11 protein-coding genes are annotated in these 14460 nt (G+C 64.1%); 7 read left to right on the top strand and 4 right to left on the bottom strand.

The annotated features are described in order from the left end of the window. Positions 1–390: 390 nt before the first annotated feature. Complete coding sequence (locus tag AQ611_RS22685; protein ID WP_069236472.1) at positions 391–1644, bottom strand: MFS transporter; 1254 nt, start codon at positions 1642–1644, stop codon at positions 391–393. A 294-nt stretch (positions 1645–1938) separates the two neighbouring features. Here AQ611_RS22685 and AQ611_RS22680 point away from each other — a divergent pair, with 294 nt between their 5' ends. From AQ611_RS22680 to panE, 4 genes are all read left to right on the top strand, one after another. Continuing rightward, positions 1939–2853 carry a LysR substrate-binding domain-containing protein gene (locus AQ611_RS22680; protein ID WP_069236143.1) on the top strand — a complete coding sequence of 305 codons (915 nt, stop codon included), beginning with the start codon at positions 1939–1941 and terminating at the stop codon, positions 2851–2853. Positions 2854–3197: 344 nt separating this feature from the next. Beyond that, on the top strand, positions 3198–5219 hold the full coding sequence (locus AQ611_RS22670; RefSeq protein ID WP_069236142.1) for an NADPH-dependent 2,4-dienoyl-CoA reductase: 2022 nt from the start codon (positions 3198–3200) through the stop codon (positions 5217–5219). A gap of 56 nt (positions 5220–5275) precedes the next feature. After that, positions 5276–5716 (top strand): nuclear transport factor 2 family protein, encoded by a 441-nt coding sequence (locus tag AQ611_RS22665; RefSeq protein ID WP_059518889.1) that lies wholly within the window; start codon positions 5276–5278, stop codon positions 5714–5716. 319 nt (positions 5717–6035) lie between these two features. After that, complete coding sequence (gene panE / locus AQ611_RS22660) at positions 6036–6989, top strand: 2-dehydropantoate 2-reductase (protein WP_059518950.1); 954 nt, start codon at positions 6036–6038, stop codon at positions 6987–6989. Positions 6990–7114: 125 nt separating this feature from the next. Here panE and AQ611_RS22655 read toward each other — a convergent pair whose 3' ends face one another. After that, the gene (locus tag AQ611_RS22655; RefSeq protein WP_069236141.1) at positions 7115–8110 is read right to left on the bottom strand and encodes an NADPH:quinone oxidoreductase family protein; all 996 of its coding nucleotides are present in this window, start codon (positions 8108–8110) and stop codon (positions 7115–7117) included. A gap of 36 nt (positions 8111–8146) precedes the next feature. Further along, the gene (locus AQ611_RS22650; protein ID WP_069236140.1) at positions 8147–9412 is read right to left on the bottom strand and encodes an acyl-CoA dehydrogenase family protein; all 1266 of its coding nucleotides are present in this window, start codon (positions 9410–9412) and stop codon (positions 8147–8149) included. A gap of 458 nt (positions 9413–9870) precedes the next feature. Between AQ611_RS22650 and AQ611_RS22645 the strand changes: the two genes are divergently transcribed. Beyond that, positions 9871–11697 carry an acyl-CoA dehydrogenase gene (locus AQ611_RS22645; protein ID WP_069236139.1) on the top strand — a complete coding sequence of 609 codons (1827 nt, stop codon included), beginning with the start codon at positions 9871–9873 and terminating at the stop codon, positions 11695–11697. 47 nt (positions 11698–11744) lie between these two features. Further along, positions 11745–12530 (top strand): SDR family oxidoreductase, encoded by a 786-nt coding sequence (locus AQ611_RS22640; RefSeq protein WP_069236138.1) that lies wholly within the window; start codon positions 11745–11747, stop codon positions 12528–12530. 26 nt (positions 12531–12556) lie between these two features. Here AQ611_RS22640 and AQ611_RS22635 read toward each other — a convergent pair whose 3' ends face one another. Then, positions 12557–13375 carry an IclR family transcriptional regulator gene (locus tag AQ611_RS22635; protein ID WP_069236137.1) on the bottom strand — a complete coding sequence of 273 codons (819 nt, stop codon included), beginning with the start codon at positions 13373–13375 and terminating at the stop codon, positions 12557–12559. A 180-nt stretch (positions 13376–13555) separates the two neighbouring features. Here AQ611_RS22635 and AQ611_RS22630 point away from each other — a divergent pair, with 180 nt between their 5' ends. Next, a complete protein-coding gene (locus AQ611_RS22630) occupies positions 13556–14443 on the top strand; it encodes an SDR family NAD(P)-dependent oxidoreductase (protein WP_069236136.1) in 888 nt (295 codons plus the stop codon). Positions 14444–14460 lie beyond the last annotated feature (17 nt).

Here is a 14460-nt window from a genome sequence, read left to right as displayed (position 1 = left end):
CTGCAGCGCTTGTGCGGGTTTGCGGTGCCATGTGCGTCGCGGATGCCAATGCATTGTGTTCGGGGGAATGAGCAAGTGCCGGCCGGTGAGCGGGAGGCGGGGCGGATATTTCTGTTATCGGAGAATTGGTGTAAATCTGGAGTACTGACAATCGATCGATTCGTGTTTATAAGCCTAGTGCACCTTATTTTAATTGTCGATTTTGATTGAGTGATTGAGCCGGGCATTCAATTTTATTTGTGAAGAAGATAAGCGGATGGGGCGTATGCATTCGATTATTCGATTTCGGAAAATAATGCTATTTTGGGAGATTGGGGGGCTAAAGTCCCGGTAATTGGGACTGAACGCGGATAGGGGCGGCGCGTTGCCGCGCGCCGCCGGCCGCCGGTTTTACCTCAAGTCGAAATCGCGGTCCGCCAGCGTGGGGCATGAAATGCTTCTGACCTTCGCCGCAGGCTGCGGGCGCCGCCGACGCACGATCTGCGCGCCGACGAACACGGCGCCCGCTGCGGCAATCAACGCGCCTGCGATCGGCACCGCGGCGTAACCCAGGCCCATCGAGATCGCCGCGCCGCCTGCTGCCGCGCCGAGCGCGTTGCCGAGATTGAAAGCGCCAACATTGACGGACGACGCGAGACCCGGCGCGTCGGCCGCGGCGCGCATCACGCGCATTTGCAACGGCGGCACAACCGCGAATGTCGCAATGCCCCACACAAGCAGGCTTGCCGCCGCGCCCGCATGCGTCGCGGCGAGCACCGGGAATGCCAGCATCACTGCAATCAACAGCAGCAGAAAACCGATCAGCGTGCCGTCGAGCGAGCGATCGGCAAGCCGGCCGCCGGCCACATTGCCGATCGAAAAGCCGATGCCGATCAGTACCAGCATCATGGTCACGAACGCCGGCTTCGCGCCGGTGAGCTGCGTGAGCGTCGGAGCGATGTAGGTGTAGAGCGTGAACATCGCGCCGGCGCCGAGCACGGTAGTCGCGAGTGCGCCAAGCACCGCGGGGCGGGTCAGTACCGTCAGTTCCGCACGCAGATTCGGCATTTTGCCGGCTTCGCCCTTCGGCAGCGCGACGAGCAGACCGAGCATCGCGATCACGCCGAGCCCGGCGGTCGCCACGAACGACATCCGCCAGCCAATCGCATGACCGAGCCAGGTGGCGGCCGGCACGCCGCCCACGTTCGCGATCGTCAGGCCCATGAACATCGTCGCGACCGCGCTCGCCTGTCGTTCGCGCGGCACCAAGCTTGCGGCGACGACCGAGCCCAGCCCGAAGAATGCGCCGTGATTGAGGCTGGTGATAAGCCGTGCGAGCAGAAGCGTCGCGTAGTTCGGCGCGATCGCCGACAGCAGGTTGCCCAGCGTGAAAATGCTCATCAGCGCGATCAGCGCGGTGCGCCGCGGCCAGCGCGCGAGTGCGAGTGTCATCAGCGGCGCGCCGACCATCACGCCGATCGCGTAAGAGCTGATCAGCATGCCGGCAGTGGGAATCGACACGTGAACGCCGTCCGCGATCACGGGCAACAGGCCCATCGGCGAAAATTCGGTCGTCCCGATGCCGAAAGCGCCGATCGCGAGCGCGAGGAGCGGCAACGTCGCAGCGTTGCGCGATGGGGCGTGAGTGGAAGTGGATGGATTCATGCGACGGATTCCTGTGCTGGCGAACGAAATGTGAAGGCGTTTGAGCGAGTTGTCGGCGAAAACATCGCGGGCTTGGTGCGAGCGATTTCGTGGTGACGCATGACAGTGCAGTGCTGCCATGCGGGCGAACATTCGAGCGATGCGCACCGCAACCGTAGCCGCGCCGGTCGTCCACACGAACGGCACCGCACCGGCAAGCGCTTCGTGATCCGACAAAGACGGGCGAAGTGTGCCTGCTTTACTTTTGCAAAAAAATACGTTTATAAATGAAATTATTTTGATTTGAAATCAAGAATGAAGATCACGCTGGATGAATTGCAGGCGTTCGTGACCGTCGTCGATACCGGTTCGCTCACGGCGGCCGCACAGCAGCTCGACCTGACGATTTCGGCGGCCAGCCGCGCGCTCGGCAGGCTCGAGGAGAAGCTGAGGACGACGCTGCTGCGCCGGACTACACGCCGGCTCGAATTGACCGAGGAGGGACGCGCTTTTTTGCAGGACGCGCGCGCGATCATCGAATCGGTGGATACGGCCGAGGAGCGGATGACCGCCCGGCGGGATCGTCCGTCAGGACGGCTGCGGATCGATGCGGCGACGCCGTTCATGCTTCACGTGATCGTGCCGCTCGTGGCGGGTTACCGCGCACGCTATCCGGAGGTGGAACTGGAGTTGAACAGTAACGAGGGCATCATCGATTTGCTGGAGCGGCGTACCGATGTCGCGATCCGCATCGGCCGGTTGAAGGATTCGACCTTGCACAGCAAGCTGATCGGCTCGAGCCGAGTGCGAATCCTCGCCAGTCCTGATTATCTGAAAGCGCACGGCCATCCGCGACGCATCGACGCCTTGCGCAAGCACGTGCTGCTCGGCTTCAATCAGCCGGAGTCGCTGAATCTCTGGCCGATCGCCGGGCCGGATGGCGAGCCGTATCGCGCCGAGCCGGCAATCCGCTCGTCGAGCGGCGAGACACTCAGGCAGCTCGCGCTGCAGGGGAACGGCATCGTTTGTCTGTCCGATTTCATGACGATGCAAGACCGGCACGAAGGCCGTCTCATCCAACTGTTCGCCGGCAAGACGCTCGATATGCGGCAGCCGATCAACGCGGTCTATTACCGGAATACGGCCATTTCCGCGAGGATCGCATCATTCGTCGACTATCTGGCGCAAGCGGTGCGCGGCACGGAATTCGATCCCGGGCGTCGCAATTGAGTTCGGGCGCGCCGGCGCGTTGGTTTGCATCGACATTTCGAGCGCCGGTTCTTGATTGCGAATGCCAAAGCCGGCGAGCGCCGTTCATCGGTTCGCAGGTGATGCGCGCATCGTGCCGGTTTCGCGCCGCTGTTGTCGAACGGCTCTCATCAGACGATGCTGCGGCGCTGCCCGGCCGGTGAGCACGTTGTACGAAATAGACGTTCGTGGGATCGGCGAGGGGGCGGCAGGCCAAACAAGATTCGGGTAATCCCTAGTGACGCCATAAATTGCAACTGATTGCATAAAGGAGTTTGGCTGGCGTAGTATGCATGCAACTTGTTGCATAAAGAGGCGAGCTTTCGATGAACTCCTATCCCCATTTGCTGGCGCCGCTCGAGCTGGGTTTCACGTCACTCAGGAACCGTGTCGTGATGGGGTCGATGCATGTGGGCCTCGAGGAGGCGCCGAACGGATTCGAACGGATGGCGGCGTTCTATGCGCAGCGCGCGCGCGGCGAGGCCGGCTTGATCGTCACCGGCGGAATCGCGCCAAACGAGCGCGGCCGGCCCGCGCCAGGCGGCGCGATGTTGACCACCGAGGCGCAAGCGGAGTCCCATCGGATGGTCACGCGCGCCGTTCATGAACATGGCGGGGCGATCGCGATGCAGATTCTGCACTTCGGCCGTTATGCCTACCAGCCGGCGCTGGTTGCGCCAAGCGCGTTGAAGGCGCCGATCAACGCGTTCGTGCCGCACGCGCTGACGGCCGAGGAGGTGGAGGAGACGATCGATGATTTCGTTCGCTGTGCGGCGCTCGCGCAATACGCGGGTTACGACGGCGTGGAGATCATGGGTTCGGAAGGATACCTGATCAATGAGTTCATCGCCGCCCGCACCAACCATCGCGACGACGCATGGGGTGGCTCATACGAGAACCGGATCCGGTTTCCCGTGGAGATCGTGCGGCGCGTGCGCGAGCGGGTGGGTGCGCGCTTCATCGTGATTTACCGGCTGTCGATGCTTGACCTGGTCGAGGGCGGCTCGACGCTTGACGAGGTGATTCAACTCGCGCAGGCAGTCGAGGCGGCCGGCGCGACGATCGTCAATACCGGAATCGGTTGGCACGAAGCGCGGATTCCGACCATTGCGACGAAGGTGCCGCGCGCCGCGTATGCGTGGGTCACGCGCCGCTTGATGGGCAAGATCGGCATTCCGTTGGTCGCGACGAACCGCATCAATACGCCGGAGGTCGCGGAACGATTGCTGGCTGACGGATATTGCGACATGGTGTCGATGGCTCGGCCGTTCCTGGCCGATGCGCAGTTCGTGAGCAAGGCGCGGCAAGGCCGCGCGGACGAGATCAATACGTGCATCGGCTGCAACCAAGCGTGCCTCGATCACACGTTCAGCGGCAAGATCACGTCCTGTCTGGTGAATCCGCTCGCGTGCCACGAAACCGAACTGGTGATCGAGCCGGCCGCGCGGCCCAAGCGGATCGGCGTCGTAGGCGCGGGGCCCGCCGGGCTCAGTTTCGCGGTTACCGCGGCCGGACGCGGGCACGACGTCACGCTGTTTGAGGCAGCCTCGGAGATCGGCGGCCAGTTCAATCTGGCGAAGAAAATTCCCGGCAAGGAAGAATTCAACGAAACGCTGCGCTATTTCAAGCGGCAGCTCGAACTGCACCAGGTCACGGTGCACCTCGATACGCGGGTCGATGTCGAGCATCTGGTTGCCGAGGGGTTCGACGAGATCGTGCTTGCCACCGGCGTGACGCCGCGCGTGCCGAATATCGACGGCGTCGATCGCGCGAACGTGCTCGGCTATCTCGACGTATTGCGCGACGAAGCGCCGGTTGGCGCGAGTGTTGCGGTGATCGGCGCGGGCGGCATCGGTTTCGACGTGGCTGAATATCTGACGCAAGAAGGCGAGAGTGCGAGCGTGGCGCCTGCCAGGTTTTACGCGCAATGGGGCATCGATACCGAATACGCGGAACGTGGCGGCCTGCGCACGCCCGACGTGGATGCGTCCGCGCGCAGCGTCCATCTGTTGCAGCGTAAGGCGTCGAAGGTCGGCGACGGGCTCGGCAAGACGACGGGCTGGATTCATCGCGCATCGCTCAAGACACGCGGTGTCGCGATGTCGTCGAGCGTGGCGTATGAGCGCATCGATGCTGCGGGGCTCCATTTGCGGATCGATGGCGAACCTTGCACGCTCGATGTCGATACCGTCGTGATCTGCGCAGGGCAGGAGCCGCAACGTGCGCTTTACGAAGCATTGCGCGCGAGCGGCTGTTCGGTTCACTTGATCGGCGGTGCGGACGTGGCCGCGGAGCTTGATGCGAAACGGGCGATTTATCAAGGCACTTGGCTTGGCTCGACGATTTGATCCGGCACATTGCGCGAGCGGGCGTTCATTCTATTAATCCAGTGTTGGAGATTGTCATGACTCAGATGCCCAGGGGCCTTCAACCGTGCGTCGCGCCCGCGCTCGAGCAGTGGCACGCAATGATCGACAAGCGCGATCTGAGCGAGCTTGCCACGATTGTTCATCCGGATGCCGTGTTCCGCTCACCGATGGCGAACTCGGCTTATATATCGGCACAGGCGCTGGTTTTGGCGTTGAATACGGTGATCAAGGTGTTCGAGGAATTTACCTATCATCGTCAGTGGGCTACCGACGACGGTTTGAACGTCGCGCTCGAATTCAGCGCGCGCGTGGGCGACAAGAATTTGAAGGGGGTCGATTTGATCCGCTTCGACGAGCACGGGAAGATTGTCGAGTTCGAAGTGATGGTGCGGCCGCTGAGTGGATTGCAGGCACTCGGCGCGGAAATGGGCGCGCGTTTGGGGGAGAGTCTGCCTGCCTATAAAAAGAAAAGTTGAGCGGAAAATCGCAGCGCGGGCATCGTACAGCAGGCCGCGAGTGCCGGTTTTGTCGTGTGACTCAGGCAGCGCATCGTCGCGCCCGAGACGGCGTGACCGTAGCAGCACGGCTTGATCGATCCGTGCGCAAGCACCGCGTCGGCATCTTCTGCGGTTTTATTGCGGCGGTTTTGCGGTGATTTGCCGTGCCCGGATCAATCGCCCATCGGAATGACGAGTGACGCGCGTCGGCAATTTGCGCTACCCTCTCGCCCACATGCATCACGAAACGGCTTCGGCGCGTTCGATGCAAATGACGATACAGCGAGGATTTCTAACCATGCGAATTCTGGTGGTGGGGGCGGGCGCGACCGGCGGTTATTTCGGCGGGCGTCTTGCGGCGGCAGGCCGCGATGTGACGTTTCTCGTGCGGGATGCCCGTGCGCAGGCGCTCGAGCGCGATGGCCTGGTGATTCACAGCCCGCGCGGCGATCTGACGCTGACCGATGTCAAAACCATTCGGGCGGGCGATGCTCACGAACCGTTTGATCTTGTTTTCCTGAGTTGCAAGGCGTATAGCCTGGACGATGCGATCGCGTCGTTCGCACCGTTCGTCGGCGAGAACACGCTGATCCTACCGGTGCTCAACGGGATGCGCCATCTCGACATATTGCAGGCGAAGTTCGGGCGGGCGCGGGTGCTGGGCGGCTTGTGCGTCATTGCCGCCGCGCTCGATGGTTCGCAGCACGTCGTGCATCTGAACGACCTTCATGCCGTGTCGTTCGGCGAGTTGGATGGCGGCGTGTCCGCCCGCGTGCAGGCGGTGGCCGATACGCTCGGCGGCGCCGGCTTCGACGTGACGGCGAGCGAAGCGATCATTGCGCGCATGTGGGAGAAATGGGTCTTTCTCGCGACGCTCGCCGCAAGCACGTCACTCTTCCGAGGCTCGGTCGGCGATATTTTGAGTGCTCCGGATGGCAAGCGCCTGCTTGAAACGATGCTGGGCGAATGCAGCGCGCTGGCTCAGCGCAACGGCTACGAGCCGAGCGGCGAATTCGTCGCACGCATGCAAAAGATGCTGTTGACGCCATCCGATTTAACCGCGTCGATGATGCGCGATGTCGAGCAGCACGCGCGCGTCGAAGCAGATCATGTGATTGGCGATCTGCTTGCACGCGGCGGCGATGCCGAGCAGACAGGCGCCGCGATTTCGCTATTGCGCGTGGCATACAACCATCTGAAGATCTACGAAGCGCGTTCGCTGCGCGAAGCTGGCACGGCGCAGTCGCGCTAAGCACCGGCCAGGCCGCGTCACGTGATTCGGCATCCGAAACAAGCCGTGCTGTGCGGCTGGCGGCGCGGCTTGCTAACGGCGCCGCCGCCTTTTGTCGCTCTGCTGGCCACCAGTTGCCGGCCGCGTCACTCCACTTGCTGAGGCAGAATCACGATCTTGCCGGTCACTTGCCGTGCCAGCATCGCCTCCAGCGCACGCGGCGCTTGCGACAGCGGATAGCGTGCGGACACGAACGGGTGGAGCTTGGCCTCGCGCAACCATGCGAATAGCTGCTTGACGTTTTCGATGTTGCGCTGCGGCTCGCGCCGAGTGAACTCGCCCCAGAACACGCCGACGATCGCGCTGCCTTTGAGCAGCGTCAGATTGAGCGGCAGCTTTGGGATTTGGCCGGCCGCGAAGCCGACGACGAGATAACGGCCGTTCCAGCCGACGCTGCGCAGCGCGGGCTCCGCGAGATCGCCGCCGACCGGATCGTAGACAACGTCGACGCCGCCTGTCGGACACAGCGCCTTGAGCCGTGCGCGCAAATCCTCGGCCGCATAGTTGATCGTCTCGTCGGCGCCGTGGCGGCGCGCGACGGCGAGCTTGTCGTCGCTCGACGCCGCGGCGATCACGCGCGCGCCAAGCAGCTTGCCCAGCTCGACGGCCGCGAGCCCCACGCCACCCGCTGCGCCGAGCACGAGCAGCGTCTCGCCCGCCTGCAGTTTCGCGCGGTCCTTCAATGCGTGATACGAGGTGCCGTAAGTCAGCATGAAACTGGCCGCGCTCTCTAGCTCCTGCTCGCTAAGTTCTGGCGGCAGCGGGATCGCGTTGTGCTCGGCGAGCAGAATCTCTTGCGCATAGCCGCCTGTGGGCACGATGGCGGCGACGGCGTCGCCGGGCTTCACGCGCGCCACGCCGGCGCCGACCGCCTTCACGATGCCGGCAAGCTCGCAGCCGGGCACGAACGGCGGTTCGGGCTTGAACTGATATTTCCCTTCGATGATCAACGCATCGGGGAAGTTGACCGATGCAACCTTCGTTGTCACGACGATCTGCTTGGGCCCCGGCTCGGGCGACGGCAGCTCGGCGATGCGCAACGACGACGGCGGGCCGAAAGTTTCGCAGACGATAGCTTTCATGGCGGGCGGATTTCCGGATGAACGGGTGGGAACGGGTCAGCTGCCGCGCGTGATCGGCAGATCGACGAGCGACGGATCGCCGAGCGTCGCGCGGCGGGCAAGTTCGAGTTTGGCGATTGCCGCGCGATGCACTTCGTCCGGGCCATCGGCGAGACGCAACGTGCGTACTGCCGCATATGCGCCGGCGAGCGGAAAGTCTCCCGACACGCCGCCGCCGCCGTGCGCCTGAATCGCCCAATCGATCACGCGCAGCGCCATCGTCGGCGCGACCACCTTGATCATCGCGATTTCCTTGCGTGCATCCTTATTGCCCACGGTGTCCATCATGTAGGCGGCCTTGAGCGTCAGCAGGCGAGCCTGATCGATCGCGCACCGCGCTTCGGCGATACGTTCGTGCCAGACGCTGTGCTCGGCGATCGGCTTGCCGAACGCCACGCGCTCGCGCAGGCGGTCGCACATGAGTTCGAGCGCGCGCTCAGCCACGCCGATCGTGCGCATGCAATGGTGAATGCGCCCCGGACCGAGCCGGCCTTGCGCGATCGCAAAGCCGCGCCCCTCGCCGAGCAGGATGTTCGACGCCGGCACGCGAACGTTGTCGAGCACGATTTCCATGTGACCGTGCGGTGCATCGTCGTAGCCGAATACCGATAGCGGGCGCATGACAGTGATGCCGGGCGTGTCGGCCGGCACCAGCACCATCGATTGTTGCTGGTGGGTAGGCGCGGCGGGATCGGTCTTGCCCATCACGATGTAGATCTTGCAGCGCGGATCGCCCGCGCCCGACGCGAACCACTTGCGCCCGTTGATCACGTAGTCGTCGCCGTCGCGCACGATCGAGCAGCGGATGTTGGTCGCGTCGGACGATGCGACCTCCGGTTCGGTCATCAGGAATGCAGAGCGTATCTCGCCCGCGAGCAACGGTTCGAGCCAACGGTCTTTTTGCGCATCCGTGCCATAGCGTTCGAGCGTTTCCATGTTGCCGGTGTCGGGGGCGGAGCAATTGAACACTTCGGGCGCCCAGTCCACACGCCCCATGATTTCGCACAGCGGCGCATATTCGAGGTTCGACAACCCTTCTGGGGCGCGCGTCGATTGCGGCAGAAACAGGTTCCACAGGCCGTCGGCCCGGGCTTTTTCCTTCAGCGTGTCGATGAGCGGCACCGGTTGCCATGGATTGCCGGCGCGGCGGTTTTCCGCCACCGCGTCATGCACGCGTTGCTCGTTCGGATAGATGTGCTCGTCGAAGAACGCGGCAAGCTTGCGTTGCAGCGCCTGGACGCGCGGCGAATGATCGAAGTTCATGGCGGTTCGGGCTCTCCTCTCTGGGGCAACAGGGGCGGGTTGCGCACGCGGGATGCATGCCGGAGTGGTGGCGATAAGTTCCGTTTGACGAAACTAACGTCGCGCAGTATTCCGTCAATATCGTAGAATCAACTCTCTGCATTGGCAATCGGTAGTCTGCGGAAAATTTGAAAAATCCCGGATCGATGCCGATATGTATTGCGGTCGCCCAATGGCGGTGCTAAATTTTTCAACGGCTGAAATCCGGTCCATAAGTTTCGTTTAGAGAAACTTCGGAGTCGGCACAGATGCGCAACGGCCCTGACGGTTCGATGGAGGCGGCAGATGGAGACGATCAAGCGTGCGGCGCTCGGGCGCATGCGCTACGGCCGGGAGGTATCTGCGTGCGCGTACCGGCGGCGAACCGGGACACGGCGGCATCCGGCCTGTGACGGGCAAAATTGCCCGGAGGCCCGTCGATGAGCCTGCTGATTTCGCGCCGCGATCTCGAATTCCTGCTGTACGAATGGCTCGACGCGACTGCGCTGGCGGCCGCGCCGCGCTACGCCGAACACAGCCGCGAAACGTTCGACGCGGTGCTCGATATGTGCGAGCGGATGGCCACCGAGCTGTTTGCGCCACATGCGGCGCGCAGCGATCGTGAAGAACCGCGTTTGAACGGCGAGCAAGTGGAGTTGATCCCGGAAATCGGCGCGGCGGTCAATGCATTCGCCGGCGCCGGGCTCATTGCCGCCGGCCAGGACGAGGCGCTCGGCGGGATGAGGCTGCCGAAACTCGTCGAAGCTGCATCGTTTCTCTATTTCCAGGCCGCCAACATCGCGACGGCGGCGTATCCGTTCCTGACGATCGCCAATGCGAATCTGTTGGTCGCGCACGGCAGTTCCGCGCAGATCGATGCGTTCGCGCGTCCGCAGTTGGCCGGCCGCTTTTTAGGGACGATGTGCTTGTCGGAGCCGCAGGCGGGCTCGTCGCTGTCTGACATCACCACGCGGGCCGACTACGAGTGCGAATCGCCGTTCGGTGCGCAGTATCGGCTGACCGGCAACAAGATGTGGATTTCCGGCGGCGATCATGCGTTGTCCGACAATATCGTTCACCTGGTGCTCGCGAAAATTCCCGACGAGCACGGCCGCCTGGTTGCCGGCACGCGCGGGATTTCGCTTTTCATCGTGCCCAAATATCTGGTCGGTGCCGACGGGGCATGCGGCGAGCGCAACGACGTCGTGCTCGCGGGGCTGAATCACAAAATGGGCTATCGCGGCACGACCAATTGCCTGCTCAATTTCGGCGAAGGCACGCGGCATCGCCCGCAAGGGCGCGCGGGCGCGATCGGTTACCTGGTCGGCAAGCCTGGGAACGGGCTTGCGGCGATGTTCCATATGATGAACGAAGCGCGCATCGGTGTGGGGGCCGGAGCGGTTGCGCTTGGCTATACCGGTTATCTGCATGCGCTCGACTATGCGCGCAATCGTCCGCAGGGACGTCCGATCGGCCCAGGCGGCAAGGATGCCGCCGCCCCGCAGGTGCCGATCGTCGAGCATCCGGACGTGCGCCGGATGCTGCTCGCGCAGAAGGCTTATGTCGAAGGCGGGCTGGCACTGATTCTTTATTGCGCGCGGCTTGTCGACGACGCGCGCGCCCATCCCGATCCCGCTGCCCGCGCCGGCGCCGCACGCCTGTTGGACATCCTGACGCCGGTTGCGAAGAGCTGGCCGTCGCAGTGGTGTCTGGCGGCCAATGATCTCGCGATCCAGGTTCACGGCGGCTATGGTTACACGCGCGACTACGCGGTGGAGCGGCTCTATCGGGACAATCGGCTGAATGCGATCCACGAAGGTACGCACGGTATCCAGGCGCTCGATTTGCTCGGCCGCAAGGTCGTGCAGGACGGCTCAGCGGCGCTGTACGCGCTCGATGCGCGGATCGGCTCGACGATCGCGCGTTCGCGCGATGCACGCGACGATGCGTGCGCGTTCGGCGACGCGCTCGCGCGGCGTTGGACGCGGCTCGTCGACGTCACGGGCCGGTTGGCGGCGGCGGACGATCCGCGCATCGGGCTGGCGAATGCGAGCGTTTATCTGGAAGCGTTCGGGCATGCGATCGTCGCATGGCTATGGCTCGAACAAATGCTTGCCGCCGGCGGTCGCGCCAGCGATTTTCACGAAGGCAAGCGCGCGGCCTGCCGCTACTTCTTTCGTTGGGAGTTGCCGAAGATCGACGCGCAGCTTGATCTGCTCGACAGCCTCGATACGACCACGCTGCAAATGCGCGACGCGTGGTTCTGAACGCAACCCATTGCATGCCTTCCCATCCGGATTTCGGAGAACTGAAGATGAACGAATCGATCAAGCAACTGTTCGATCTGACCGGCAAGACCGCCCTCGTCACCGGCGGCTCGCGCGGCTTGGGTTTGCAGCTCGCGACGGCGCTCGGCCAGGCGGGCGCGCGCGTGATTGTGTCGGCGCGCAAGGAGCATGAGCTGCGCGATGCGCAGCAGACGTTGCGCGCGCTCGGCGTGGACGCCGACTGGATTGCCGCGAACGGCGCGCAGGACGACGAGATCGAGCGGCTCGCGGACGAAGCGATTGCGCGGCTCGGCCATGTCGATATTCTCGTCAACAATGCGGGCGCGACCTGGGGCGCGCCCGCCGAGGATCACCCCGTCGACGCATGGGACAAGGTGTTCGACCTGAACGTGCGCGGCCTGTTCTTGCTGACCCAGCGCATCGGCAAGCATTCGATGATTCCGCGCGGCTCGGGGCGGATCGTCAATGTCGCGTCGATCGCCGGTTTGCGCGGCAATCCACCGGGCGCGATGACGACGATCGCGTACAACAGCAGCAAGGGCGCGGTCGTCAACTTCACGCGCGCGCTCGCCGGCGAGTGGGGTAAATACGGAATCAACGTCAACGCGATCGCCCCGGGTTTCTTTCCGACCAAGATGGCGAACGGGTTGATCGACGCGATCGGCGCCGACAAGCTGATCGCGGGCGCGCCGCTCCAGCGGCTCGGCGAGGACGGCGATCTCGCGGGCGCACTGCTGCTGTTCGCATCGCAGGCCGGGCGGCACATCACCGGCCAGATTCTGGCGGTAGACGCAGGCGTGAGCGCGGTCTGAATGGTGCGCCGCGGTGCGCGCACGCGCTAGAACTGGCCGCCGACGCGTTCGAACACCTCGTCGCGCAGCGCGACGAGCCGCGGCCCGAAATCGTCGATCAACCGATCGCGCGTGACGGTCGACAGGCGGCCGCTGCAGTTGAAGGCGAGGATGCGCGATCCGTCGGCCGACACCATCGGCACGCCGACCGCGAACAGATCGGGCGACCAGTCGCCGAACGACACGCAAAAGCCCAGGCGCTCGTAGTCGTCGCGCGCGGCAACGATTCCCGCCTTCAGCGCGGGCCACTGCTGCGGCGGGCAGCCGGCCTCGGTCGTCGCCAGGTAGCGCTCGAACAGCTCGGGCGGCAGCGCGGCGAGGTGCGCACGGCCAAGCGCGGTCGTGCCGTGCGCCACGCGCGATCCCGGTTCGAGCCGCAATTGGAACAGCGGGTCGCCTTGGCAAATGTCGAGCAGGATCATCTGCTTGCCGTCGAATTCGCCGAGCATCGCCGCCGCCTGCGTGTGCTTCGCGTAGTCGAGCAGGAACGGATGGGCAGCGTCGATCACGTCGTTGTTTTGCAGGAACGCATGACCGAGATTCAGCACGCCGACGCCGAGCGAGTATTTCTCGAGATCGGCCGAGTAATGCAGATAGCCGAGCTGCGTCAGCGTGAACGTGAGACGCGAGACCGTTGGTTTCGGCAACTGCGTGCGTTGTGCGATGTCCTGATTGCCGAGATATCGCTGGCCGCGCGTGAAGCAGCGCAGCACGGCCATGCCGCGGGCGAGCGCGGTGACGAACTGCGGATGATCTTCGGCGGGAGTCGGCAGCAGGGAGGTGATGTCGCGCTTCGGGTTGCCCATGGACGTGAAATGCCGGACGGTGCGGTGCAACGGAGATTCTACAGGAACGCGCCGGCGCGAGGCTTGCCGGGCTTCGTCGTCCTGAATGCCGTGCCGGCCGGATGGCGGGCGTGCATCTTTGGGTGAACATGGACACCGATTCGTGGCGCGATGGCGCCGCCGAACCGATAAGGAGAAAACATGGAAGAGCTGGCTGGGAAGGTGGCGGTCATCACCGGAGCGGGTTCCGGGCTTGGCCGGGGGTTCGCGAACACGGCGGCGCGACTGGGCATGAAGCTCGTCCTCGCCGACGTGAATCGCGACGCGCTCGCCGCCACGGTCGATGCATTGCGCGCGCAGCGCGCGGAGCTTGTCGATCAGCGGACCGACGTCGGCGATGAACGGCAGGTGGCGGCCCTTGCCGATGCGGCATACGCCACGTATGGCGCGGTGCATCTGTTGTTCAACAATGCCGGCGTCGGTAGCGGCGGATTGATCTGGGAGGCGTCGGCCGACGAATGGCGCCGCGTGCTCGACGCCAATTTGTGGGGCGTGATTCACGGAATACGCGCGTTCGTTCCGCGAATGCTCGACGCGGCGCGTGGCGATGCCGGCTACCGTGCGCATATCGTCAACACCGCGTCGATGGCGGGGCTGGTCAATACACCGCTCAGCGGCGTGTATAACGTGTCGAAGCATGCGGTCGTGTCGTTGTCGGAGACGCTGTATCACGATCTCGCGCTCGTCACGCAGCAAGTGCGCAGCTCGGTGCTATGCCCGTTTTTCGTGCCGACCGGCATTGCCGAATCGATGAGCCGCCAGGCGGCGCAGTTGAGCACGCACTCGCAGCGGGTCGCCTATACGCTGCTGGAACGGGCGGTGAGCGCGGGGCGCGTGACGGCGGCTCAACTCGCCGACGTGACGTTCGATGCGGTGCGGCGCGGCGATTTCTATATTTTTTCGCATCCGCATGCGCTCGACGGGGTGAGAGCGCGGTTGGACGATATCGCCCATGCGCGCACGCCGAGCGATCCGTATGCCGCGCGGCCTGACGTGCGCGCGCAATTGGAGGCGGCGCTGCGGCGTTAGCGCGGGCGCGGACGCGG

Origin of the sequence: Burkholderia singularis (assembly GCF_001718875.1) — a bacterium.
Classification (GTDB): Bacteria; Pseudomonadota; Gammaproteobacteria; order Burkholderiales; family Burkholderiaceae; genus Burkholderia; species Burkholderia singularis.
Note: the sequence above shows the minus strand (reverse complement) of the source record. Positions and strands in the feature narration are given on the sequence as shown.

Bases quoted from the DNA above. Each gene is read 5' to 3' on its own strand.
- AQ611_RS22685 (WP_069236472.1), bottom strand. From the start codon at position 1,644: ATGAATCCATCCACTTCCACTCACGCCCCATCGCGCAACGCTGCGACG.
- AQ611_RS22680 (WP_069236143.1), top strand. From the start codon at position 1,939: ATGAAGATCACGCTGGATGAATTGCAGGCGTTCGTGACCGTCGTCGAT.
- AQ611_RS22670 (WP_069236142.1), top strand. From the start codon at position 3,198: ATGAACTCCTATCCCCATTTGCTGGCGCCGCTCGAGCTGGGTTTCACG.
- AQ611_RS22665 (WP_059518889.1), top strand. From the start codon at position 5,276: ATGACTCAGATGCCCAGGGGCCTTCAACCGTGCGTCGCGCCCGCGCTC.
- panE (WP_059518950.1), top strand. From the start codon at position 6,036: ATGCGAATTCTGGTGGTGGGGGCGGGCGCGACCGGCGGTTATTTCGGC.
- AQ611_RS22655 (WP_069236141.1), bottom strand. From the start codon at position 8,110: ATGAAAGCTATCGTCTGCGAAACTTTCGGCCCGCCGTCGTCGTTGCGC.
- AQ611_RS22650 (WP_069236140.1), bottom strand. From the start codon at position 9,412: ATGAACTTCGATCATTCGCCGCGCGTCCAGGCGCTGCAACGCAAGCTT.
- AQ611_RS22645 (WP_069236139.1), top strand. From the start codon at position 9,871: ATGAGCCTGCTGATTTCGCGCCGCGATCTCGAATTCCTGCTGTACGAA.
- AQ611_RS22640 (WP_069236138.1), top strand. From the start codon at position 11,745: ATGAACGAATCGATCAAGCAACTGTTCGATCTGACCGGCAAGACCGCC.
- AQ611_RS22635 (WP_069236137.1), bottom strand. From the start codon at position 13,375: ATGGGCAACCCGAAGCGCGACATCACCTCCCTGCTGCCGACTCCCGCC.
- AQ611_RS22630 (WP_069236136.1), top strand. From the start codon at position 13,556: ATGGAAGAGCTGGCTGGGAAGGTGGCGGTCATCACCGGAGCGGGTTCC.